A 22,139-nucleotide genomic window follows, 5' to 3' on the forward strand; every position below is an offset into this window, starting at 1 on the left:
AGAGGCCCACGTCGAATGTGACGTGGGCCTCTTTGTCGTCGCAGGACTGGCTGATCGATTCTCGTATCGTGGAAGATGTTTTCCGAAGTCGCACCTCGCCCTGTGAACAAAACGTCCGCAAGTCGGGGCGACTACTCCCTACTCGGGGGTAGGTGCGACGATCGGACGGCACAACTTCGCGACACCGTGAAAGCAGAGGAAGTCGGCCATGGCAACGGCGCCCAGCGTCTCCTACTCGATGACGATCCGGCTGGAGGTGCCCGCGAGCGGAACCGCCGTCTCGCAGCTCACCACCGCCGTGGAGTCCTCCGGAGGCTCGGTGACCGGCCTCGACGTCACCGCTTCCGGCCACGAGAAGCTCCGGATCGACGTCACGATCGCGGCCAGCTCCACCGCTCACGCCGACGAGATCGTCCAGCAGCTGCGCGGCATCGAGGGCGTCACCCTCGGCAAGGTCTCCGACCGTACGTTCCTGATGCACCTCGGCGGCAAGATCGAGATGGCGTCCAAGCACCCCATCCGCAACCGTGACGACCTGTCCATGGTCTACACGCCGGGTGTGGCCCGCGTCTGCATGGCCATCGCCGAGAACCCCGAGGACGCCCGCCGCCTCACCATCAAGCGCAACTCCGTTGCGGTCGTGACGGACGGCTCCGCCGTGCTGGGCCTCGGCAACATCGGCCCGATGGCCGCGCTGCCGGTCATGGAGGGCAAGGCGGCCCTGTTCAAGCGGTTCGCCGGGATCGACGCCTGGCCGATCTGCCTGGACACCCAGGACACCGACGCGATCGTCGAGATCGTCAAGGCCATCGCCCCCGGGTTCGCCGGCATCAACCTCGAGGACATCTCCGCGCCCCGCTGCTTCGAGATCGAGGCCCGGCTGCGCGAGGCCCTGGACATCCCCGTCTTCCACGACGACCAGCACGGCACCGCGATCGTCGTCCTCGCCGCGCTCACCAACGCCCTGCGGGTGACCGGCAAGGCCATCGAGAACATCCGGGTCGTCATGTCCGGTGCCGGCGCCGCCGGTACGGCCATCCTGAAGCTGCTGCTCGCCGCCGGTGTGAAGAGCGCCGTCGTCGCCGACATCCACGGTGTCGTGCACGCGGGCCGCGCCGACCTGGTGGACGCCCCGGCCGACTCGCCGCTGCGCTGGATCGCCGACAACACCAACCACGAGGGCCTCACCGGCACCCTGAAGGAGGCCGTGCGCGGCGCGGACGTCTTCATCGGTGTCTCCGCCCCCAACGTCCTCGACGGCGACGACGTGGCCGCCATGGCGGACGGCGCGATCGTGTTCGCGCTCGCGAACCCCGACCCCGAGGTCGACCCGGCGATCGCCCGCCAGACCGCGGCCGTCGTGGCCACCGGCCGCTCCGACTTCCCGAACCAGATCAACAACGTGCTGGTCTTCCCGGGTGTCTTCCGCGGTCTGCTGGACGCCCAGTCCCGCACGGTCAACACCGAGATGATGCTGGCCGCCGCCAAGGCGCTCGCGGACGTGGTGACCGAGGACGAGCTGAACCCGAACTACATCATCCCGTCCGTCTTCAACGACAAGGTCGCGGGCGCCGTCGCGGGCGCCGTGCGGGAGGCCGCGAAGGCGGCGGGAGAGGCGCAGCACGCCTGACGTGCCGCAGTGCACGTCCGGTTGCACGTCCGGTGCACTTTCCGATGCACTTGCCGATGCGTGAACACCAGGGCTGTGAACCTTGCCACGGACGCTCTTCGGCGCGTCGTGGAACCGGGCCCGGCCGATCAGCCTCTAGGGTGTCGGCCAGGCTCCGGCCCTACTTTTCGTGTGACTCGTGTGACTCCCAAGGGTGTTCTCACGACTCCTGCGGGTGCCGGATTGGCTTTCCCGCCGCAGGTAGAGGCAGGATGCGTCCCTGGGCGCGAGCGCATCGGCATTCGCAGCAGCGCCTACTATGCGGCTCCGTCGCGTGGGGCGCCCCAACGGCAAGAAGAACACGGGAGTAACAACATGAACCGCAGTGAGCTGGTGGCCGCGCTGGCCGAGCGCGCCGAGGTGACCCGCAAGGACGCCGACGCCGTGCTGGCCGCGTTCGCCGAGGTTGTCGGCGATGTCGTCGCCAAGGGCGACGAGAAGGTCACCATCCCTGGCTTCCTCACCTTCGAGCGCACGCACCGTGCCGCTCGCACCGCGCGCAACCCGCAGACCGGTGAGCCGATCCAGATCCCGGCCGGGTACAGCGTGAAGGTGTCCGCGGGCTCGAAGCTCAAGGAAGCGGCCAAGGGTAAGTAACCCCCCGCTTCAGCGCCGCTCTGGGCGCAGCAACGCCGATGGGGCGGTCACCCGGGACTCCGGGTGACCGCCCCATCGGCGTATCTCTTTCGGGTCAGAGTGCCTTGCCCGGCAGCTCGACCTTCGCGCCGAGCTCCATCAGCTTGTCCATGAAGTTCTCGTAGCCGCGGTTGATCAGCTCGATGCCGTGGACCCGGGACGTGCCCTGGGCGGCCAGGGCCGCGATCAGGTACGAGAAGCCGCCGCGCAGGTCGGGGATGACCAGGTCGGCGCCCTGGAGCTTGGTGGGGCCGGACACGACCGCGGAGTGCAGGAAGTTGCGCTGGCCGAAGCGGCAGTCGGAGCCGCCCAGGCACTCGCGGTAGAGCTGGATGTGGGCGCCCATCTGGTTCAGGGCGGAGGTGAAGCCGAGGCGGGACTCGTAGACCGTCTCGTGGATGATCGACAGGCCGGTCGCCTGGGTCAGCGCCACCACCAGCGGCTGCTGCCAGTCGGTCTGGAAGCCGGGGTGCACGTCCGTCTCCAGCGCGATGGACTTCAGCCGGCCGCCGGGGTGCCAGAAGCGGATGCCCTCGTCGTCGATCTCGAAGGCGCCGCCCACCTTCCGGTAGGTGTTCAGGAACGTCATCATCGAGCGCTGCTGGGCGCCGCGGACGTAGATGTCGCCCTCGGTCGCCAGCGCCGCGGACGCCCAGGAGGCGGCCTCCAGGCGGTCCGGGAGGGCGCGGTGGGTGTAGCCGCCGAGCTTGTCCACACCGGTGATGCGGATCGTGCGGTCGGTGTCCATCGCGATGATGGCGCCCATCTTCTGCAGGACGCAGATCAGGTCCTCGATCTCCGGCTCGACGGCCGCGTTCGAGAGCTCTGTCACGCCCTCGGCCAGGACGGCCGTCAGCAGCACCTGCTCGGTCGCGCCGACCGAGGGGTAGGGCAGCCGGATCTTGGTGCCGCGCAGCCGCTGCGGGGCCTCCAGGTACTGGCCGTCCGCGCGCTTCTCGATCGTCGCGCCGAACTGCCGCAGCACCTCGAAGTGGAAGTCGATGGGCCGGCCGCCGATGTCGCAGCCGCCGAGGCCGGGGATGAAGGCGTGGCCGAGACGGTGCAGCAGGGGGCCGCAGAAGAGGATCGGGATGCGCGACGAACCGGCGTGGGCATCGATGTCAGCGACGTTCGCGCTCTCGACGTGCGACGGGTCGAGCACCAGCTCGCCCGGCTCGTCACCCGGGCGGACCGTCACGCCGTGCAGCTGCAGCAGGCCGCGTACGACCCGCACGTCGCGGATGTCCGGAACATTGCGCAGTCGGCTCGGCGCGCTGCCCAGCAGTGCGGCGACCATGGCCTTCGGTACGAGGTTCTTCGCACCGCGGACACGGATCTCGCCCTCGAGCGGGGTTCCGCCGTGGACAAGCAGTACGTCATCAGCGCCGTTGACGGTCATGAATCTCGCGTTCCGTTGGGTGGGGCAGGGGGCCAGAGAGAGACAGAGTAATCGCCGTCGGCCCCCGGTCCGTAAGCCTGAGGAGGCCATGGTTCCGTCATAGCTCTGTCACAACACGAACCGTTTCTCCGTGGGCACATGGGGTCACCGTGCGCCGTCGCCGCGCCCCGTGCGCCGTGAGCTGCGCGCACTCGCGCACGGCGATGGGGTCCCCACGGCGAGGCAAGATGCGGGATCATGTCTGGCATGACCGAGGTGTCCTCGCTCACAGGGCGGCTGCTCGTGGCCACGCCCGCCCTGGCGGACCCGAACTTCGACCGCGCGGTGGTGCTCCTTCTCGACCACGACGAGGAGGGCTCCCTCGGCGTCGTCCTCAACCGCCCCACCCCGGTGGGTGTGGGCGACATCCTGGAGGCCTGGGCGGACCTGGCCGGTGAACCCGGCGTCGTCTTCCAGGGCGGTCCGGTCTCCCTGGACTCGGCTCTCGGGGTCGCGGTGATCCCCGGCGGCGCCACCACGGACGGCGCCCCGCTCGGCTGGCGGCGCGTGCACGGCGCGATCGGCCTGGTCGACCTGGAGGCCCCGCCCGAACTGCTCGCCTCCGCGGTCGGCTCCCTGCGCATCTTCGCCGGATACGCGGGCTGGGGCCCGGGCCAGCTGGAGGACGAACTGGTCGACGGCGCCTGGTACGTCGTCGAGTCCGAGCCCGGCGACGTGTCCTCCCCGGCCCCCGAGCGGCTCTGGCGCGAAGTGCTGCGCCGCCAGCGCAACGAACTGGCGATGGTGGCCACGTATCCGGACGACCCTTCGCTCAACTGATGCGTGTGAGCTTCAGTACCCTGGGGCGTATGAGCACTCTCGAGCCCGAGCGCGGGACTGGTACGGGGACCCTCGTCGAGCCCACGCCGCAGACTTCCCACGGCGACGGCGACCACGAGCGCTACGCCCACTACGTCCAGAAGGACAAGATCATGGCGAGCGCCCTCGACGGGACCCCCGTCGTGGCGCTCTGCGGCAAGGTCTGGGTGCCTGGCCGTGACCCGAAGAAGTACCCCGTGTGCCCCATGTGCAAGGAGATCTACGAATCCATGGGCTCGGGCGGAGACGACAAGGGCAAGGGCGGCGACAAGAAGTAGTCCGGCTCGCCTGACTTCGCGAAGGCCCCCGGGGCGCGTGTGACGCGCTTCCGGGGGCCTTCGCGCGTCATGAAGCGGTCGTACGGATCGGTCGTGCGAATCGGTCGCATGAATCGGTCGCATGAATCGGTCGCAGGAATTGGTTCAGACCTCTTGTGGACGGCTTCCCTCAGTCTCTAGCCTCTGAGGCGTTGTGCAGAGCAAAACCGCCATTGCGCATGTTGCAACGCACCCGTGCTTGGAGGCTCGCTCCATGAAGTTCCCCCCACGTCTCGCCCTGCTCCTGGCCGCCGCCGTCCTCGTCGCCTGTACCCCCCGGACCTCCGGCAGCACCTCCACCGACGACGACACCTCCGGCACTCTGCGCGTCTGGCTCTTCCAGGAGGTCGACAACGGCCCCAAGGAGAAGGTCGTCGCCGCGGTCGTGGACGCCTTCGAGAGGGCCCACGACGACACCGAGGTCGCCGTCGAGTACATCCCCGTAGAGACCCGCGCCCAGCGCGTCAGGGCCGCCTTCAGCGACCCGGGCAGCGCACCCGACGTCATCGAGTACGGCAACACCGACACGGCCGGTCACGTCCGCGACGGCGGACTCCTCGACGTCACCCGCGAGTTCACCGCCTGGCCCGAGTCCGCCGACACCGACCCCACGGCACGGCGCTCGGTGACGGTCGACGGCAAGGTCTACGGCGCCCCGTTCTTCGTCGGCGTACGCGCCCTGTACTACCGCACGGACGTCTTCGACGAGCTCGGCCTGGAACCGCCCCGCAGCCAGGCCGAGTTGATCACCGCCGCCCGCACGATCCGCAAGGCCAGGCCCGACCTGTACGGGCTCGCCGTCGGCGGCGCCTACACCTACGGCGCGCTGCCCTTCGTCTGGGCCCACGGCGGCGACCTCGCCACCGGCGGGGACGGCACCTACAGCGCAGCCATCGACAGCGCTGCCGCCCGCCGGGGCATCGAGGCGTACACGTCCCTGTTCGGCGACACCAACTGCCCTGCGGCGACCTGCGCCGGCTGGACGGGCAACGACACCGTCACCGCCTTCGCCGCGGGCAGGGCGGGCATGGCCGTCGGGGGCGACTTCAGCCACGCGGCCGTCGAGGCGGGCGACGTGCCGTACGGGGTCGTACCGCTGCCCGGGGTGCGGCCCGGTTCCATCGCGCCGGCCTTCGCGGGCGGCAACAACATCGGAGTGCTGCGCAGCACGTCCCACCGCACGCTCGCCGTCGACCTGATGAAACGGCTCGCCTCCAAGCGGACGCAGGGCGAGTTGTTCGACGCGATGGGGTTCCTGCCGACGTACAGCGACGTACGGCAGGAAGCGGCGGCCCGGGAGCCGTTCGTGGAGCCGTTCGTCGAGACGCTGGCCGCCGGGACGAGGTTCGTGCCCGCCTCGCCCGCGTGGGCGCGGATCGACGCCTCGCAGGTGCTGCCGACGATGTTCCAGGAGATCGTCAGCGGCAAGAAGGGCGTGGCCGAGGCCGCGGGGGACGCGGCGCGGAAGATGGACGACGCGTTCGGGGCGGCCGGGTGAGAAGACAGGCCGCGACTCCCTGGCTCCATCTGGCCCCCGCGGTCGTCGTCCTCGGCGCGCTGCTCGTCTACCCGGTCTGCCAGCTCGGGCTCATCTCGCTCTTCGAGTACACACAGGCGCAGGTCAGCGGAGGCGAGCCGACCTCCTTCCGCGGACTGGCCAACTACACCGAGCTGTTCGGCGACCCGCCGTTCCGGGACGTCCTGCCGGCCACCGTCCTGTTCGCCGCGGCCTGTGTCCTGTCCACCCTGACGGTGGGCTGCGCCCTCGCGGTGCTGCTCACGCGTGTGCGCGCCCTGCCGCGCCTGGCGCTGATGCTGGCGGCCCTCGGCGCGTGGGCCACTCCCGCGGTCACCGGGTCGACGGTGTGGCTGTTCCTGTTCGACCCGGACTTCGGGCCGGTGAACCGGGTCCTCGGACTCGGCGACTTCTCCTGGACGTACGGGCGCTACAGCGCGTTCCTCCTGGTCCTGCTCGAAGTGGTGTGGTGCTCCTTCCCGTTCGTGATGGTGACGGTGTACGCCGGTGTCCGAGCGGTTCCCGCCGAGGTGCTGGAGGCCGCCGCGCTGGACGGGGCGTCGGCGTGGCGGACCTGGCGGTCGGTCCTGGCGCCGATGCTGCGGCCGATCCTGGCCGTCGTCACCGTCCAGTCGGTCATCTGGGACTTCAAGGTCTTCACGCAGATCTACGTCATGACGGGCGGCGGCGGCATCGCGGGCCAGAACCTGGTGCTGAACGTGTACGCCTATCAGCAGGCCTTCGCCTCCTCGCAGTACAGCCTCGGCGCGGCGATCGGCGTGGTGACGCTGCTGATCCTGCTCGCCGTGACGCTGGTGTATCTGCGGCTGCTGCGGCGGCGCGGGGAGGGGCTGTGAGGCGGCCCGGGCGGTTGCTCGCGGAGGGCGTGGCGCTGTGCGTCGCCGTCGTCGTGGCCTTTCCGCTGTACTGGATGGTGCTCGGTGCCTTCCGGCCGGCCGGGGAGATCGGGTCGACCGCGCCGCGGCCGTGGACGTCCTCGCCCACGCTGGATTCCTTCCGGCGGGTCTTCGGGCAGCAGGAATTCGGCCGCTACTTCGCCAACAGCGTGGTCGTGGCGGTGAGTGTGGTGATCGCCTCGGCGTTCATCGCGTTTCTCGCGGCGGTGGCGGTGACGCGATTCCGGTTCCGCTTCCGGACCACCCTGCTGGTGATGTTCCTGGTGGCCCAGATGGTGCCCGTGGAGGCGCTCACGATCCCGATGTTCTTCCTCATGCGGGACCTCGGGCAGTTGAACACGCTGGGGTCCCTGATCCTGCCGCACATCGCCTTCTCGCTGCCCTTCGCGATCTGGATGCTGCGGGGGTTCGTGAAAGCGGTTCCGGAGAGCCTGGAGGAGGCCGCGTACCTCGACGGGGCGAGCCGGGCGCGCTTTCTGTGGCGGATTCTCTTCCCGCTCGTCCTGCCGGGCCTGGTGGCCACGAGCGTGTTCTCCTTCATCTCCGCCTGGAACGACTTCCTGTTCGCCAAGTCCTTCATCGTCAGCGACACCTCGCAGTCCACGCTGCCGATGGCGCTGCTGGTGTTCTACAAGCCGGACGACCCGGACTGGGGCGGGGTCATGGCGGCGTCCACGGTGATGACGATTCCGGTGCTGGTGTTCTTCGTACTCGTACAACGACGTCTGGTCTCCGGGCTGGGCGGGGCGGTAAAGGACTGACGTGACCGACATGCAACTGATTCCGGCGCCACGGGCGATCGACGGCCCCACGCGCGGTGCCGTGCTGTTCGACCGGAGCACCCCTGTCTGGGCCGGACCGGGGACGGAGACGACGGAGCGCTGGCTGCGCTCCACCCTCGGCCCGGCACTCGGTCTGCCGTTCCCGGCGGGCCCGAAGGACGCCCCGGGAGGCCTGCGGCTGCTGGTGGACGACTCCCTGGAGCCGGAGGCCTACCGGCTCACGGCCGTCCCCCACGCGGGCGTCGAGATCCGCGGCGGTGACGCGGCCGGTGTGTTCTGGGGCGCGCAGACGCTACGGCAGCTGCTCGGCCCCGACGCCTTCCGGCGGGCGCCCGTACGGCCCGGGGCGACTCTGGGAATCCCGAGCCAGGTCATCGAGGACGCGCCCCGTTTCCGCTGGCGCGGCCTCATGCTCGACGTCGCCCGGCACTTCATGCCCAAGGACGGTGTCCTGCGCTATCTCGATCTGATGGCCGCCCACAAACTCAACGTGCTTCATCTGCACCTGACGGACGACCAGGGCTGGCGGATCGAGATCAAGCGGTATCCACGGCTGACCGAGGTCGGCTCCTGGCGGGCCCGCACGAAATTCGGGCACCGCGCCTCACCGCTGTGGGAGGAGAAGCCGCACGGGGGCCACTACACCCAGGACGACATCCGCGAGATCGTCGCCTACGCCGCCGAGCGGCATATCGCGGTCGTCCCGGAAATCGACGTCCCCGGACACTCGCAGGCCGCCATCGCCGCGTATCCGGAACTCGGCAACACCGACGTCATCGCCGCATCCATGGCAGGGGGCACCGCCCTCTCCGTCTGGGACAACTGGGGGATCTCTTCCAACGTACTCGCCCCTACTGACAACACCCTGCGCTTCTACGAAGGGGTGTTCGAGGAAGTCCTGGAGCTGTTCCCGGGCGAGTTCGTGCACATCGGCGGGGACGAGTGCCCCAAGGACCAGTGGCGGCGGTCGGCCGTCGCACAGGCCCGGATCGAGGAACTCGGGCTCGCCGACGAGGACGAACTCCAGGCGTGGTTCATCGGCCACTTCGACAAGTGGCTCTCCGCGCGCGGGCGCAGGCTCATCGGCTGGGACGAGATCCTGGAGGGCGGGCTCGCCGAGGGCGCCGCGGTGTCCTCCTGGCGGGGTTACGCGGGCGGGATCGCGGCCGCGCGCGCGGGCCACGACGTCGTCATGTGTCCCGAGCAGTTCGTGTATCTGGATCATCGTCAGGACGCCGGCGCGGACGAGCCGGTCCCCATCGGCCACGTCCGCACCCTGGAGGACGTCTACCGCTTCGAGCCCGTTCCCGCGCAACTGACCGACGAGGAGGCGGGACATGTGATCGGCACCCAGGCCAACGTGTGGACCGAGGTGATGGAGGACCAAGGGCGCGTGGACTACCAGACGTTCCCCCGCCTCGCGGCCTTCGCCGAGGTGGCCTGGAGCGCCCTGCCCGCCCCGCAGGAGCGGGACTTCGCCGACTTCGACCGCCGTATGGCCGTCGCCCACTACCGGCGCCTCGACGCCCTGGGGGTCGCCTACCGGCCGCCCACCGGGCCCTGGCCCTGGCAGAAGCGGCCCGGTGTCCTGGGGCGCCCGCTGGAGGGACCGCCGCCGAACCGATAATGCCAAAAGGTGCCAAGTGTCACCGAAGAGTGCCAATTCGCGCTCACCGGTGAAGCCGTGCGAAAACGGACCATCTCCTCGGTGAGGTGGGCGAATGCCTCCTAGCGGACCCCCGCGTTCGGCCCCTGCGATGATGTGCCAGAGTTGCCACGTCCGCCTTGTCGGCACGTACCGTACGGCAACACAGGTGGGACCAGGTGGGGCAGCGGGAAGGGGCAGCCGGTTTGACCACGCACGCACCGCAGGCGGCGCAGGCCGTCACCCTGCCCACGACGTTGGACGAGGCCGTGGCGGCGCTCGCCGCCATGCCCGCGGCCGTGCCCGTCGCGGGTGGCACCGACCTGATGTCCGCCGTCAACTCCGGGCAGCTCAGACCCACCGCACTCGTCGGCCTCGGCCGGATCAGCGAGATCCGCGGCTGGCAGTACCAGGACGGCCACGCCCTGCTCGGCGCCGGACTCACCCACGCGCGGATGGGCCGCCCCGACTTCGCCGCCCTCATCCCGGCGCTCGCCGCCGCCGCGCGCGCGGCCGGGCCGCCGCACATCCGCAACGCCGGCACCCTCGGCGGCAACATCGCCACCGCCGCCCCGACCGGTGACGCGCTGCCCGTGCTGGCCGCCCTGGAGGCGACGGTGATCGTCGCCGGACCGGGCGGCGCCCGCCGGGAGATCCCGGTCTCGCACCTGCTGGCCGGCATGGAGATGCTGCGCGGCGGCGAACTCATCGGCTACGTGCGCGTGCCGCTGCTGCACGCCCCCCAGGTCTTCCTCAAGGCCACCGGCCGCACCGGCCCCGGCCGCGCGGTCGCGTCCGTCGCGCTCGTCCTCGACCCCGCCCGCCGGGGTGTGCGCTGCGCGGTGGGCGCCATAGCGCCGATGCCGCTCAGGCCGCTGGAGGCCGAGCAGTGGGTCGCCCAGCTCATCGACTGGGACAACGACCGCGCGATCGTCCCCGAGGCCCTCGGCGCCTTCGGCGAGTACGTCGCCGCCGCCTGCATCCCCGACCCGGTCCCGGCGGAGGACGGCTCGGTGCAGCCGCTTCCGCCCGCAGTACTGCACCTGCGGCGCACCGTCGCCGCGCTGGCCCGACGAGCACTGGGGAGGGCACTGTCGTGACCGACGACCAGCACGGAGAGGGCACGCCCCAGGCGCCGGGCCGCTGGGACCCGCTGCCCCAGGGCGACTACGACGACGGCGCCACCGCCTTCGTGAAGCTCCCCGAGGGCGGCATCGACGCGCTGCTGGCCTCCGCCGACAGCCCGCTGGCCGCGCCCGGGCACGGCTATGTGCCGCCGCAGATAACGGTCGCCCCGGCCTCCGGTGCGGGCACCGACCCCGCGGCCACCGGCACCTGGAGCATGCCCGCCGAGGGCGTCCAGTGGCCCGCGCCCGAGACGGGCTCCGTGGGCGACGACCGGTTCACCTACCACCCCGGCGCGACCGGGCAGTGGACCTTCGGGGACGCCAACGCCCCGGCCCAGGAGGCCGCGCCCGCGCCCGGGCACGAGGTCACCGGGCAGTGGTCCATCCCCGTCGCGAACGGCGACCTTCCCGACGAGTCGGGCGAGTACACCACGTCCGCCCTCGTCGAGCAGTGGGGCGCCACGCCCCCGGCCACGCTGCCGGGCGGCGCACCCGCCCCCTGGGCCGCACAGCAGGAGCCCGGCCGGACGTGGGGCGGGCAGCAGGTGGCCGAGCCGGGCGGCCCGTACGCCGACCCGTTCCCCGCGCAGGCCCCGGAAGCCGCCTCTGAGGCGCCTGAGGGAGTTCACGGCCCGGAGAGCCCGGAGAGCCCGGAGACGGCCGTCGAGGCGCCTGTCGGGGCCCAGGGGGAGCCGGAGCAGGGCGCGGGCCCGGACGACGCCGTGGAGGCCGTCTCCGAGGCGTCCGGCACCGCCGCCGAGGCGACCGCCGCTCCCGAGGCCGAGGCCGGGCCCGAGGCGGCCCCGGACACCGCGGGCGACCCCGCCGCCGACGACGTACCGGCCGAAGCCGCCGACGCGGCAGCGGGCGCCGACGACGCACCGGACGCCCAGGACGCGGCTGCCGAACTCCCCCCGCCCCCGGGCGAGGAGCACCCCCTCGCCTCGTACGTCCTGCGGGTCAACGGCGCCGACCGGCCCGTGACGGACGCCTGGATCGGCGAGTCGCTGCTGTACGTGCTGCGCGAGCGGCTCGGGCTGGCCGGGGCGAAGGACGGCTGCTCGCAGGGCGAGTGCGGGGCGTGCAACGTACAGGTGGACGGCCGGCTGGTCGCGTCCTGCCTGGTGCCCGCGGCCACCGCCGCCGGCAGCGAGGTGCGGACGGTCGAGGGCCTGGCCGCCGACGGACAGCCCTCCGACGTGCAGCGCGCGCTCGCGCGGTGCGGCGCCGTCCAGTGCGGCTTCTGCGTCCCCGGCATGGCGATGACCGTGCACGACCTGCTGGAGGGCAACCCGGCGCCGACCGAGCTGGAGACCCGGCAGGCGCTGTGCGGCAACCTGTGCCGCTGCTCGGGCTACCGGGGCGTGCTGAACGCCGTGCAGGAGGTCGTCGCCGAGCGCGAGGCGCACAGAGGCGCCGAGAGCGGCGAACGCGACGGCGACGAGGCACGTATCCCTCACCAGGCGGGCCCGGGCGCCGGCGGCGTCAACCCGTCGGCGTTCGAGGCGGGCCTGCCACCGGGCACCCCGCACCCGCACGACCTGCCGCACGACCAGGCGTACGGACACGGCCACGATCAGGGCCACGGACAGGGACAGGACGGAGGCCAGGCGTGAGCAACGAAGCCGCCACCGCGACCACCACCACCGCGGAGGCCGCCCCCGCTCCGGAGGCGATCCCGCACGGCCTCGGCTCCTCGCTCGCCCCGGCGGACGCGCGTGCCAAGACCGAGGGCACCTTCCCCTACGCGGCCGACCTGTGGGCCGAGGGCCTGCTGTGGGCGGCCGTGGTGCGCTCGCCCCACCCGTATGCGCGCATCACCTCCATCGACACCACACACGCGCGTGAGATGCCCGGCGTCCGCGCGGTCGTGACGCACGAGGACGTGCCGGGCAGTCCGGTGCACGGGCGCGGCACGGCCGACCGGCCGGTGTTCGCCTCCGACCTCGTACGCCATCACGGCGAGCCCATCGCCGCCGTCGCCGCCGAACACCCCGACACCGCGCGGATGGCCGCGGCCGCCGTCATCGTCGAGTACGAAGTACTCGACCCGGTCACCGACCCGGAGCACGCCTTCGAGGCGGAGCCGCTGCACCCCGACGGGAACCTGATCCGGCACATCCCGCTGCGCCACGGCGACCCGGAGGCCGCCGGCGAGGTCGTCGTCGAGGGCCTGTACCGCATCGGCCGCCAGGACCCGGCCCCGATCGGCGCCGAGGCCGGTCTCGCCGTGCCCCGCCCGGACGGCGGCGTCGAGCTGTACACCGCCTCCACCGACCCGCACACCGACCGCGACGCCCTTGCCGCCTGCTACGGTCTGGCGCCCGAGCAGGTGAAGATCGTCGTCACCGGCGTCCCCGGTGCCACCGCCGACCGCGAGGACCAGGGCTTCCAGCTGCCGCTCGGCCTGCTCGCACTGAAGACCGGCTGCCCGGTGAAACTCACGGCCACGCGCGAGGAGTCCTTCCTCGGCCACGCCCACCGTCACCCCACGCTGCTGCGCTACCGCCACCACGCCGACGCCGAGGGCCGGCTGGTGAAGGTCGAGGCGCAGATTCTGCTCGACGCGGGCGCGTACGCCGACACCTCCTCCGACGCGCTCGCCGCGGCCGTCTCCTTCGCCTGCGGGCCGTACGTCGTCCCGAACGCCTTCATCGAGGGCTGGGCGGTGCGCACCAACAACCCGCCCTCCGGCCATGTACGCGGCGAGGGCGCCATGCAGGTGTGCGCGGCCTACGAGGCGCAGATGGACAAGCTCGCCAAGAAACTCGGCGTCGACCCGGCCGAGCTGCGCCTGCGCAACGTCCTGGCCACCGGTGACGTGCTGCCCATCGGCCAGACGGTGACCTGCCCGGCCCCTGTCGCGGAACTCCTCCAGGCGGTACGGGACTTCCCGCTGCCCGAGCTGCCGATGGACACCCCCGAGGACGAGTGGCTGCTGCCCGGCGGCCCCGAGGGCGCGGGCGAGCCGGGCGCGGTGCGCCGGGGCGTGGGCTACGGGCTGGGCATGGTGCACATGCTCGGCGCCGAGGGCGCCGACGAGGTCTCCACCGCGACCGTGAAGGTCCAGGACGGCGTGGCGACGGTGCTGTGCGCGGCCGTCGAGACGGGACAGGGCTTCTCCACGCTGGCCCGGCAGATCGTGCAGGAGACGCTCGGCGTCGACGAGGTGCATGTCGCGCCCGTCGACACCGACCAGCCGCCCGCCGGCCCGGGCTGCCGGGGGCGTCACACCTGGGTGTCGGGCGGCGCGGTGGAACGCGCGGCCAAGATGGTCCGCACCCAACTGCTCCAGCCGCTGGCGCACAAGTTCGGCATGTCCACGGAGCTCCTCCAGATCACCGACGGCAAGATCACGTCGTACGACGGGGTCCTGTCGACCACCGTGGCCGAGGCCATGGAGGGCAAGGAGCTGTGGGCCACCGCCCAGTGCCGGCCCCATCCCACCGAGCCGCTGGACGAGGCCGGGCAGGGCGACGCCTTCGTCGGGCTCGCGTTCTGCGCGATCCGCGCCGTCGTGGACGTCGACGTGGAGCTGGGCTCGGTGCGGGTGGTGGAGCTGGCCGTCGCGCAGGACGTCGGGCGGGTGCTCAACCCGGCCCAGCTGACCGCCCGGATCGAGGCCGGGGTCACGCAGGGCGTGGGCATCGCCCTCACCGAGAACCTGCGCACGCCCCGCGGCACGATCCGCCACCCCGACCTCACCGGCTACGCGCTGCCGACGGCCCTGGACGCGCCGGACATCCGCATCGTGAAGCTGGTGGAGGAGCGGGACGTCGTCGCGCCCTTCGGCGCCAAGGCGGCCAGCGCGGTACCGGTGGTCGCCTCCCCGGCGGCGATCGCGTCCGCGGTACGCGCGGCGACGGGGCGGCCGGTGAACCGGCTGCCGATCAGGCCGCAGGCGGCTGTGGTGGTCGCGGGTCAGTGAGACCGGGGGCCGGGCCAGTGAGGCCCGGGGGGGGGCGGGGCTGGTGTGGCGCGGGTCCGGGTCAGTGAGGTCCGTGGATCTGGGCTGGTGTGGCGCGGGTCCGGGTCAGTGGGTCCGGGCTGGTGAGGCGCGGGGTCTGGGCTGGTGTGGTGCGGTGGTCCGGGCCAATGAGGACCGGGAGCCGGGCAGGTGAGCACCGGGGTCCCGGCTGGTGTGGTGCGAGGGCCGGGCTGGTGTGATCCGGGTGGCCCAGGCTGGTGGGGCGCGGGGGCCGGGCTGATGTGGTGCGGCCGCCCAGGCTGTGTGGCGCGGGGCCGACGATCGCGGGGTCGGTTGGCCGGGCTTGCGGGGTTTTCCCCAAGTCGGGGGCGTTGTCAGTGGTGCCGCGTAGTCTTCTGGCAGTGGGCGGCGCTGCCTGGATTCCGTGGCGGCTGCTGCCCCTGAGCACCAACGCGCACGGGGGAAACAATGACGCTGCTGACGAGTGAGCCGCCGCTGCGGCTGCCGCCGAAGTTCGCACAGGGCCGCTCCGGGCTGGCCCTCGACCTGCCCTACCGCCTGCTGGACCGGGAGTTCGGCCGGGGCCGCGTCGTCCGCTTCGAGGACGTCGACTTCCCGACGGCCCTCATCCACGAACCCACCCGCCGGTTCCTGCGCGAGACGGGGCTGCCGGAAGAGGGCTTCCTCTTCGTCCTGGACACGGAGTTCCCGCTGGCGCCACTGGGGGAGTACGTCGCGGAGGAACGTCCTGAACTGCCTCTGCCCACGGCCGATACCGACCACCTGATACGCCTCGGCCGCCTCACGCAGGACAGCAGCGTCGTCCTCGACGGCCGTACGGGCCGCCTCCTCGACTGGAGCGAACCCGAAGGCACACTGCATCCGCTGAGCGCGGACGTCTCCACCTTCGCCTTCTCCCTGTGGCAAGTGCGCCGGGAGTCCGCGCTGTTGGAGGCCGTGGCGGGAATCGAACCCGCGTAAGTCGCTTTGCAGGCGACTCCCTGAACCACTCGGGCACACGGCCGTTGGCGAGTCCGCCGGGGTTCGGGCCCCTGTCGAACTCGGTGAAACGACCGTAGGCCGGGGCCTGTTGAGAGCTCAAGGGACGGGCCCGCCCTGCAACGGGACTGCCATACGCCGTTCATGAAAGGGGGGCGTCATCGTGCCGGTCGTACGACCAAGGTCCCAGTCCGAGCGAGTCTCCCGACAGGGGTCAAATACTGCTTCGGGCCTTACGCTGACGACCATGACAGCCCTGGAACCGCGCGACACGGACGTCGCCGCACAGAACTCCGATCCCACCTCGGCCGGGCGGGCCGACGAGGGCGTGCTGAGCCGTGCCTACCGGGCGCTGAGCATCGGGATCGTGTCCGTGGTGCTGCTGATCGCGTTCGAGGCGACCGCGGTGGGGACGGCCATGCCGGTGGCCGCGCGGGAGCTGGACGGGGTGTCGCTGTACGCGTTCGCGTTCTCCGGGTACTTCACGACGAGCCTGTTCGGGATGGTGCTGTCCGGCCAGTGGTCGGACAGGCGCGGCCCGCTCGGGGCGCTGACCGGGGGCATATCGGCCTTCGCGGCGGGGCTGCTGCTGTCCGGGACGGCCGGCGCGATGTGGCTGTTCATCCTCGGCCGGGCGGTCCAGGGGTTCGGCGGCGGCCTGGTGATCGTCGCGCTGTACGTCGTCGTGGGCCGCGCCTATCCGGAGCGGCTCCGCCCGGCGATCATGGCGGCGTTCGCCGCGAGCTGGGTCGTACCGTCGATCGTCGGCCCCCTCGCGGCGGGTGCGGTGACCGAGCACGTCGGCTGGCGCTGGGTGTTCATCGGCATCCCGGTGCTGGTGGTCTTCCCGCTGGCCCTCGCGCTGCCGCAGATACGCAGCCGGGCGTCGGGTCCGGTGGGGGAGAAGGCGGACAGCGAGGTGCGTGGGTCCTCCGACCGGCGCCGCATCCGCCTCGCGCTCGGTATCTCCCTGGGGGCGGGACTGCTGCAGTACGCGGCGCAGGACCTGCGGTGGATATCGCTCGTGCCCGGCGTCGCCGGGGCCGCGCTGCTGGTGCCGGCCGCGCTGGGGCTGCTGCCGCGCGGCACCTACCGGGCGGCGCGGGGGCTGCCCTCCGTGGTGCTGCTGCGCGGGCTGGCGGCGGGGTCGTTCATCGCGGCCGAGTCGTTCGTGCCGCTGATGCTGGTCACGCAGCGGGGGCTGTCGCCGACGCTGGCCGGGTTCTCGCTCGCGGCGGGCGGCGGGACGTGGGCGCTGGGCTCGTGGGTGCAGTCGCGGCCTCGGGTGGAGCCCTACCGGCAGCGGCTGATCACGCTGGGCATGGTGCTGGTGGCCGTGGCCATCGCCACCGCGCCGAGCGTACTGATCGACTGGGTGCCTGCCTGGACTGTTGCGGTCGCCTGGGGCTTCGGCTGCTTCGGCATGGGCCTGGTGATCTCCTCCACCAGCGTGCTGCTGCTCCACCTCTCCGCCCCGGAGGAGGCCGGCACCAACTCCGCCGCGCTCCAGATATCCGACGGCCTGTCCAACGTCCTCCTCCTCTCCGCGGGCGGCGCCGCCTTCGCGGCACTCGGCGGCGGCACGGTCACCCACGCCGCGACCGAGGCCTCCGGCTCCCACCCGACGGCCTTCGCGGCGGTGTTCCTGCCGATGGCGGCGGTGGCGCTGGTGGGGGCGTGGGTGACGACGCGGCTGCGGGAGCGGTGAGCGGCTCGCGCGGGCGGGGAAGGGCGCGCGTCGGTGGTAAACGCCTCGCGGCGCAGGGTCGGTCCCGCATAGCCTCGCCGCCATGTACGAGCTGACCGTGTCCCTGCCGCCCGACCTGGGCCGTGCCCTGGAGGACCTCGCCGACGCCACCGGACGCCGTCCGCAGGACATCGCGCGGGACGCCGTCGAGGAGCGGCTGGCGAAGGAGGCGTCGCGGGTGCGGGTTGCCGCCGAGGTGCTGGCCGGCGCCCACGCCGACCTGCTGCGGAGGCTGGGCGAATGACCAGGCACCTCCGCGTCGGGGAGGCCCGGACGATCGCGCGGATCGCGTTCGGCGGGAAGGAGCCCGGGGTGCGGGAGCCCGGGCTGTTCGAGTCCGCCGTACGGCGCCCACGGGCGCGGATGTTCGGCGAGCAGGCCTACACCGACGTGCACGAGCAGGCCGCCGCCCTGCTCCACGCCCTCGCGACGAACCATCCGCTCGTCGACGGCAACAAGCGCACGGCATGGCTGGCGGCGGCCACGTTCCTGGCGGTGAACGGCGTCGATCTCACGGGATGCGACCAGGACGTGGCGTACGACCTGGTCGTCGCCGTGGCCGCGGGTGAGCTGAGTGACGTGGGGGAGACCGCGAGGCGGCTGCGGCTGCTGTGACGTCAGTCCCACCCGCGGGCGACCGGGTGTCGTTCGCGCGTTGACGGGGCCGGGTCGCCGGTAGGGTGGCCCGGTTGTCATACGTAGCCGAGCCACCCCCGTACGGAGACCGTGACTACCACCGCCGCTTCTGCCTCCCACTCCCACCACCTGTCGCCGGCCTTCCCGGGCCGCGCCCCCTGGGGCACCGCGAGCAAGCTGCGCGCCTGGCAGCAGGGTGCGATGGAGAAGTACATCCAGGAGCAGCCGCGTGACTTCCTCGCGGTCGCCACGCCCGGCGCAGGCAAGACGACCTTCGCGCTGACGCTGGCGTCCTGGCTGCTGCATCACCACGTCGTGCAGCAGGTGACCGTGGTCGCGCCGACCGAGCATCTGAAGAAGCAGTGGGCGGAGGCCGCGGCGCGGATAGGAATCAAGCTGGACCCGGAGTACAGCGCGGGCCCGCTCGGCAAGGAGTACCACGGCGTGGCCGTGACGTACGCCGGTGTCGGGGTGCGGCCCATGCTGCACCGCAACCGGGTCGAGCAGCGCAAGACCCTGGTGATCCTGGACGAGATCCACCACGCCGGTGACTCCAAGTCGTGGGGCGAGGCCTGCCTGGAGGCCTTCGAGCCCGCCACCCGCCGGCTCGCGCTGACCGGTACGCCGTTCCGGTCCGACACCAACCCGATCCCCTTCGTGACGTACGAGGAGGGTCAGGACGGCATCCGGCGGTCGGCGGCCGACTACACCTACGGCTACGGCTCCGCCCTCGCCGACCACGTCGTGCGCCCGGTGATCTTCCTGTCCTACAGCGGCAACATGCGCTGGCGCACCAAGGCGGGCGACGAGATCGAGGCCCGGCTCGGCGAGCCGATGACCAAGGACGCGATCAGCCAGGCCTGGCGGACCGCGCTGGACCCGCGCGGCGAGTGGATGCCCAGCGTGCTGCGCGCCGCCGACCAGCGGCTGACCGAGGTCAGGAAGGCCATCCCGGACGCGGGCGCTCTCGTCATCGCCTCCGACCAGGACTCCGCGCGCGCCTACGCCAAGCTGATCCGCGAGATCACCGGCACGAAGGCGACGCTCGTGCTGTCGGACGACGCGGGAGCCTCGAACCGGATCGACGAGTTCAGCGACAGCAACGACCGGTGGATGGTCGCCGTCCGCATGGTGTCCGAGGGTGTCGACGTGCCCCGGCTCGCGGTCGGTGTGTATGCGACCACCATCTCCACACCGTTGTTCTTCGCTCAGGCCGTCGGACGTTTTGTGCGTTCGCGCAGGCGGGGCGAGACGGCGTCGGTGTTCCTGCCGACCGTGCCCGACCTGCTCACCTTCGCGCACGAGATGGAGGTCGAGCGCGACCACGTCCTCGACAAGCCGAAGAAGGACGGCGAGGAGGACCCGTACGCCGAGGAGGACAAGCTCCTCCAGGAGGCCGAGCAGCAGAAGGACGAGGACACCGGCGAGCAGGACATGCTGCCGTTCGAGGCGCTGGAGTCCGACGCCGTCTTCGACCGGGTCATGTACAACGGCGCCGAGTTCGGTATGCAGGCCCACCCGGGCAGCGAGGAGGAGCAGGACTACCTCGGCATCCCGGGGCTCCTGGAACCCGAGCAGGTGCAGCTGCTGCTGCAGAAGCGGCAGGCCCGGCAGATCGCCCACAGCCGCAAGAAGCCGGACGCGGAAGCCGATCTTCTGGAGATGCCCGCCGAGCGGCGGCCCGTCGTCACGCACAAGGAGCTGATGGAGCTGCGCAAGCAGCTCAACACGATGGTCGGGGCGTACGTCCATCAGAGCGGCAAGCCGCACGGGGTGATCCACACCGAGCTGCGGCGGGTGTGCGGCGGGCCGCCGAGCGCGGAGGCCACGGCGGGGCAGTTGCGGCAGAGGATCGCCAAGGTGCAGGAGTGGGCCACTCGGATGCGGTGACCGTGGCCGGTCGGTGTCGTCTTCCGGGTGCCGCGCCGTCGTGGTCGGTCGCGCCCACGCGGCGGAGCCGCATATCGAGCAGAGCCCCGCGCCCCCAGGGCGTTTCCGGGCAAAGGTGAGCAGGTCACTCCGACCCTTGCCCGGATTCTGGACTTAGCCTTCCGCTGAGCGAACCCCCTTCGCTAATGTCCCGCTACGCACACGCCCCGTGGCAGCGCCGCCGCGGAGCGCAGCCGTGAAGCGACTGGGTCCGGACAAGCCGGGCCGTCAGCCGATCGGCGGCCTCTGAAAGCGCGTCGCTGACGGGACTCGGCGACGCATCTGCCGCGAGGGGGCTGCCGACCTCACCACTAAGGAGTGGGCGTCGTGACCGCGGAGACCTCCCAGACGCTCGACCGGGGACTCAGAGTCCTCAAGCTGCTGGCCGACACGGACCACGGGCTGACTGTTACCGAGCTCTCCCACAAACTCGGCGTCAACCGGACCGTCGTCTACCGCTTGCTGGCCACACTGGAGCAGCACGCGCTCGTACGCCGTGATCTCGGCGGGCGTGCCCGGGTCGGGCTCGGCGTGCTGGGGCTGGGGCGGCAGGTGCATCCGCTGGTGCGGGAGGCCGCGCTGCCGGCGCTGCGCTCACTGGCCGAGGACATCGGCGCGACCGCGCATCTGACCCTCGTCGACGGGGCGGAAGCCCTCGCCGTCGCGGTAGTGGAGCCGACCTGGACCGACTATCACGTCGCCTACCGCGCGGGTTTCCGGCATCCGCTGGACCGGGGCGCCGCCGGCAAGGCGATACTCTCCGCCCGCCAGAAGCCCTTCGAGGACCCCGGCTACACACTGACCCACGGCGAGCTGGAGGCCGGCGCGAGCGGCGCGGCCGCACCCCTGGTGGGGGTGACCGGCGTGGAGGGCAGCGTGGGCGTGGTCATGCTGGCCGACGCGGTGCCCGAGCGGGTCGGGCCGCGGGTCGTCGAGGCGGCGCGTGAGGTCGCCGAGGCCCTGCGCTGACCGCCGTACGACCGGGAAGGGCCGGCTCTCCCCCGCGGGAGGCCCTTGGCGGGCGGGCACGGCCGCACTCAGGGGTCACGTTAGATTGACCCCGTGCTCTCTCGTCTCTCGCGCCCCCAGGCCGTCGCCGTCTGTGCCGTCCCCGTCGTGGCCCTGCTCGCCACGGCCGCGTTCGCGCCGCTGCCGTTCTCGGTGGCGCAGCCGGGGATGACGGCGAACGTGCTGGGCGAGAACAAGGGCGACCCGGTGATCACGATCTCCGGCGCCCGGACCGACGAGACGCGCGGCGAGCTGCGGATGACCACGATCGAGGCGACCAGCCCGGACGCGCGGGTGTCCCTCGCCGATGTGCTGGACAGCTGGTTCCGCACCGACCGGGCGGTCATGCCGCGCGACTCGGTCTATCCGAGCGGTGACACGGTCGAGGAGATCGAACGGCACAACACCGAGCAGATGAAGGAGTCCCAGGACGCCGCCGCCGAGGCCGCCCTGAACTACCTGAAGCTGGACGCCGACGACGTGAAGGTCACCCTGAAGCTCGCCGACGTCGGCGGTCCCAGCGCGGGCCTGCTGTTCTCCCTGGGCGTCGTCGACAAGCTGAACGGCGACGGCCCCGGCCGTGATCTCACCGGCGGCCGCGTCATCGCCGGTACGGGCACCATCGACGCGGCCGGCCGGGTCGGCGCGGTGGGCGGTGTGGCCCTGAAGACGCAGGCCGCCAAGCGCGACGGCGCGACGGTCTTCCTGGTCCCGAAGGCCGAGTGCTCCGACGCCCGCTCGGAGCTTCCCGAGGGCCTGCGGCTGATCCCGGTCACCACCCTGAAGGGCGCGGTGGACTCGCTGGTGGCGCTGGAGACCGGCAAGGGGACCGTGCCGAGCTGCTAACGCGCCAGCGCCGGGCGCTGCTGCGGGGCGGCGAGGCGCAGCCCCACCTCGACGAGGGTCCAGCCGAGGCGCTCACGCAGGTCGGCGGGCCGGTGGGCGTCCTGGGCGAGGCGGTGGGCGTCGGCCTCGGTGCGCAGGTGGGTGTAGCGGGCGAGGTCGGGCGTCGTCATCGGGTGTGCC

At 72.0% G+C, this 22,139-nt stretch carries 19 protein-coding genes, 1 tRNA gene and 1 pseudogene; 18 read left to right on the forward strand and 3 right to left on the reverse strand.

Annotation, left to right across the window (positions count from 1 at the left end; all coding sequences use genetic code 11):
* Nucleotides 1-208: 208 nt before the first annotated feature.
* Together RKD23_RS23280 and RKD23_RS23285 are read left to right on the forward strand one after the other, a co-directional pair.
* On the forward strand, nucleotides 209-1,630 hold the full coding sequence (locus RKD23_RS23280) for an NAD-dependent malic enzyme (RefSeq protein WP_404047167.1): 1,422 nt from the start codon (nucleotides 209-211) through the stop codon (nucleotides 1,628-1,630).
* Nucleotides 1,631-1,984: 354 nt separating this feature from the next.
* The gene (locus RKD23_RS23285) at nucleotides 1,985-2,266 is read left to right on the forward strand and encodes an HU family DNA-binding protein (protein ID WP_360212855.1); all 282 of its coding nucleotides are present in this window, start codon (nucleotides 1,985-1,987) and stop codon (nucleotides 2,264-2,266) included.
* 94 nt (nucleotides 2,267-2,360) lie between these two features.
* Here the strand turns inward: RKD23_RS23285 and murA are convergent, their stop codons facing one another.
* Nucleotides 2,361-3,704 carry a UDP-N-acetylglucosamine 1-carboxyvinyltransferase gene (gene murA, locus RKD23_RS23290; RefSeq protein ID WP_424855427.1) on the reverse strand — a complete coding sequence of 448 codons (1,344 nt, stop codon included), beginning with the start codon at nucleotides 3,702-3,704 and terminating at the stop codon, nucleotides 2,361-2,363.
* Between the two features lie 246 nt (nucleotides 3,705-3,950).
* On the opposite strand from murA, the gene RKD23_RS23295 reads away from it, so the two are divergent.
* The 10 genes and pseudogenes from RKD23_RS23295 to RKD23_RS23340 form a co-directional block, all read left to right on the forward strand.
* Nucleotides 3,951-4,523: a YqgE/AlgH family protein gene (locus RKD23_RS23295; RefSeq protein WP_404047161.1), complete on the forward strand. Its 573-nt coding sequence runs from the start codon at nucleotides 3,951-3,953 to the stop codon at nucleotides 4,521-4,523.
* A gap of 29 nt (nucleotides 4,524-4,552) precedes the next feature.
* A complete protein-coding gene (locus RKD23_RS23300; protein ID WP_386379745.1) occupies nucleotides 4,553-4,840 on the forward strand; it encodes a DUF3039 domain-containing protein in 288 nt (95 codons plus the stop codon).
* A 253-nt stretch (nucleotides 4,841-5,093) separates the two neighbouring features.
* Complete coding sequence (locus RKD23_RS23305) at nucleotides 5,094-6,377, forward strand: extracellular solute-binding protein (RefSeq protein ID WP_424855428.1); 1,284 nt, start codon at nucleotides 5,094-5,096, stop codon at nucleotides 6,375-6,377.
* Nucleotides 6,374-7,252, forward strand: coding sequence for a carbohydrate ABC transporter permease (locus tag RKD23_RS23310; RefSeq protein ID WP_424855429.1), 879 nt, complete (start codon nucleotides 6,374-6,376; stop codon nucleotides 7,250-7,252). Before RKD23_RS23305 ends, RKD23_RS23310 begins: the two co-directional genes overlap by 4 nt.
* The gene (locus RKD23_RS23315; protein WP_424855430.1) at nucleotides 7,249-8,073 is read left to right on the forward strand and encodes a carbohydrate ABC transporter permease; all 825 of its coding nucleotides are present in this window, start codon (nucleotides 7,249-7,251) and stop codon (nucleotides 8,071-8,073) included. The genes RKD23_RS23310 and RKD23_RS23315 overlap by 4 nt, the downstream gene beginning before the upstream one ends.
* Before the next feature lie 10 nt (nucleotides 8,074-8,083).
* Nucleotides 8,084-9,721: a beta-N-acetylhexosaminidase gene (locus RKD23_RS23320; RefSeq protein WP_424858316.1), complete on the forward strand. Its 1,638-nt coding sequence runs from the start codon at nucleotides 8,084-8,086 to the stop codon at nucleotides 9,719-9,721.
* A gap of 224 nt (nucleotides 9,722-9,945) precedes the next feature.
* The gene (locus RKD23_RS23325; RefSeq protein ID WP_424855431.1) at nucleotides 9,946-10,839 is read left to right on the forward strand and encodes an FAD binding domain-containing protein; all 894 of its coding nucleotides are present in this window, start codon (nucleotides 9,946-9,948) and stop codon (nucleotides 10,837-10,839) included.
* Complete coding sequence (locus RKD23_RS23330; RefSeq protein WP_424855432.1) at nucleotides 10,836-12,482, forward strand: 2Fe-2S iron-sulfur cluster-binding protein; 1,647 nt, start codon at nucleotides 10,836-10,838, stop codon at nucleotides 12,480-12,482. Before RKD23_RS23325 ends, RKD23_RS23330 begins: the two co-directional genes overlap by 4 nt.
* Nucleotides 12,479-14,794: a xanthine dehydrogenase family protein molybdopterin-binding subunit gene (locus RKD23_RS23335; RefSeq protein ID WP_424855433.1), complete on the forward strand. Its 2,316-nt coding sequence runs from the start codon at nucleotides 12,479-12,481 to the stop codon at nucleotides 14,792-14,794. Before RKD23_RS23330 ends, RKD23_RS23335 begins: the two co-directional genes overlap by 4 nt.
* A 528-nt stretch (nucleotides 14,795-15,322) precedes the next feature.
* Nucleotides 15,323-15,748, forward strand: a pseudogene (locus RKD23_RS23340) (SUKH-4 family immunity protein); the annotation flags it as partial.
* Here RKD23_RS23340 and RKD23_RS23345 read toward each other — a convergent pair.
* Nucleotides 15,744-15,818: transfer RNA gene (locus RKD23_RS23345), tRNA-Cys, on the reverse strand. The pseudogene RKD23_RS23340 and the gene RKD23_RS23345 overlap by 5 nt on opposite strands.
* Before the next feature lie 222 nt (nucleotides 15,819-16,040).
* Between RKD23_RS23345 and RKD23_RS23350 the strand changes: the two genes are divergently transcribed.
* The 6 genes from RKD23_RS23350 to RKD23_RS23375 all read left to right on the forward strand — a co-directional run bounded on the left by RKD23_RS23350 (nucleotide 16,041) and on the right by RKD23_RS23375 (nucleotide 21,959).
* The gene (locus RKD23_RS23350) at nucleotides 16,041-17,501 is read left to right on the forward strand and encodes an MFS transporter (RefSeq protein WP_424855434.1); all 1,461 of its coding nucleotides are present in this window, start codon (nucleotides 16,041-16,043) and stop codon (nucleotides 17,499-17,501) included.
* 82 nt (nucleotides 17,502-17,583) lie between these two features.
* Nucleotides 17,584-17,784, forward strand: coding sequence for a hypothetical protein (locus tag RKD23_RS23355; protein ID WP_424855435.1), 201 nt, complete (start codon nucleotides 17,584-17,586; stop codon nucleotides 17,782-17,784).
* Nucleotides 17,781-18,155 carry a type II toxin-antitoxin system death-on-curing family toxin gene (locus RKD23_RS23360; protein ID WP_424855436.1) on the forward strand — a complete coding sequence of 125 codons (375 nt, stop codon included), beginning with the start codon at nucleotides 17,781-17,783 and terminating at the stop codon, nucleotides 18,153-18,155. The genes RKD23_RS23355 and RKD23_RS23360 overlap by 4 nt, the downstream gene beginning before the upstream one ends.
* Before the next feature lie 111 nt (nucleotides 18,156-18,266).
* Nucleotides 18,267-20,066, forward strand: a complete 1,800-nt coding sequence (locus RKD23_RS23365; RefSeq protein ID WP_424855437.1) for a DEAD/DEAH box helicase — start codon at nucleotides 18,267-18,269, stop codon at nucleotides 20,064-20,066.
* A gap of 366 nt (nucleotides 20,067-20,432) precedes the next feature.
* The gene (locus RKD23_RS23370) at nucleotides 20,433-21,074 is read left to right on the forward strand and encodes an IclR family transcriptional regulator (RefSeq protein ID WP_404047140.1); all 642 of its coding nucleotides are present in this window, start codon (nucleotides 20,433-20,435) and stop codon (nucleotides 21,072-21,074) included.
* Between the two features lie 93 nt (nucleotides 21,075-21,167).
* Entirely contained in the window at nucleotides 21,168-21,959 is a 792-nt protein-coding gene (locus RKD23_RS23375; protein WP_424855438.1) for a S16 family serine protease, read from the forward strand.
* On the opposite strand, the gene RKD23_RS23380 is transcribed toward RKD23_RS23375, so the two are convergent.
* A complete protein-coding gene (locus RKD23_RS23380; RefSeq protein WP_424855439.1) occupies nucleotides 21,956-22,129 on the reverse strand; it encodes a hypothetical protein in 174 nt (57 codons plus the stop codon). The genes RKD23_RS23375 and RKD23_RS23380 overlap by 4 nt on opposite strands.
* Nucleotides 22,130-22,139 lie beyond the last annotated feature (10 nt).

This window comes from Streptomyces sp. SAI-170 (assembly GCF_049739565.1).
Classification (GTDB): Bacteria; Actinomycetota; Actinomycetes; order Streptomycetales; family Streptomycetaceae; genus Streptomyces.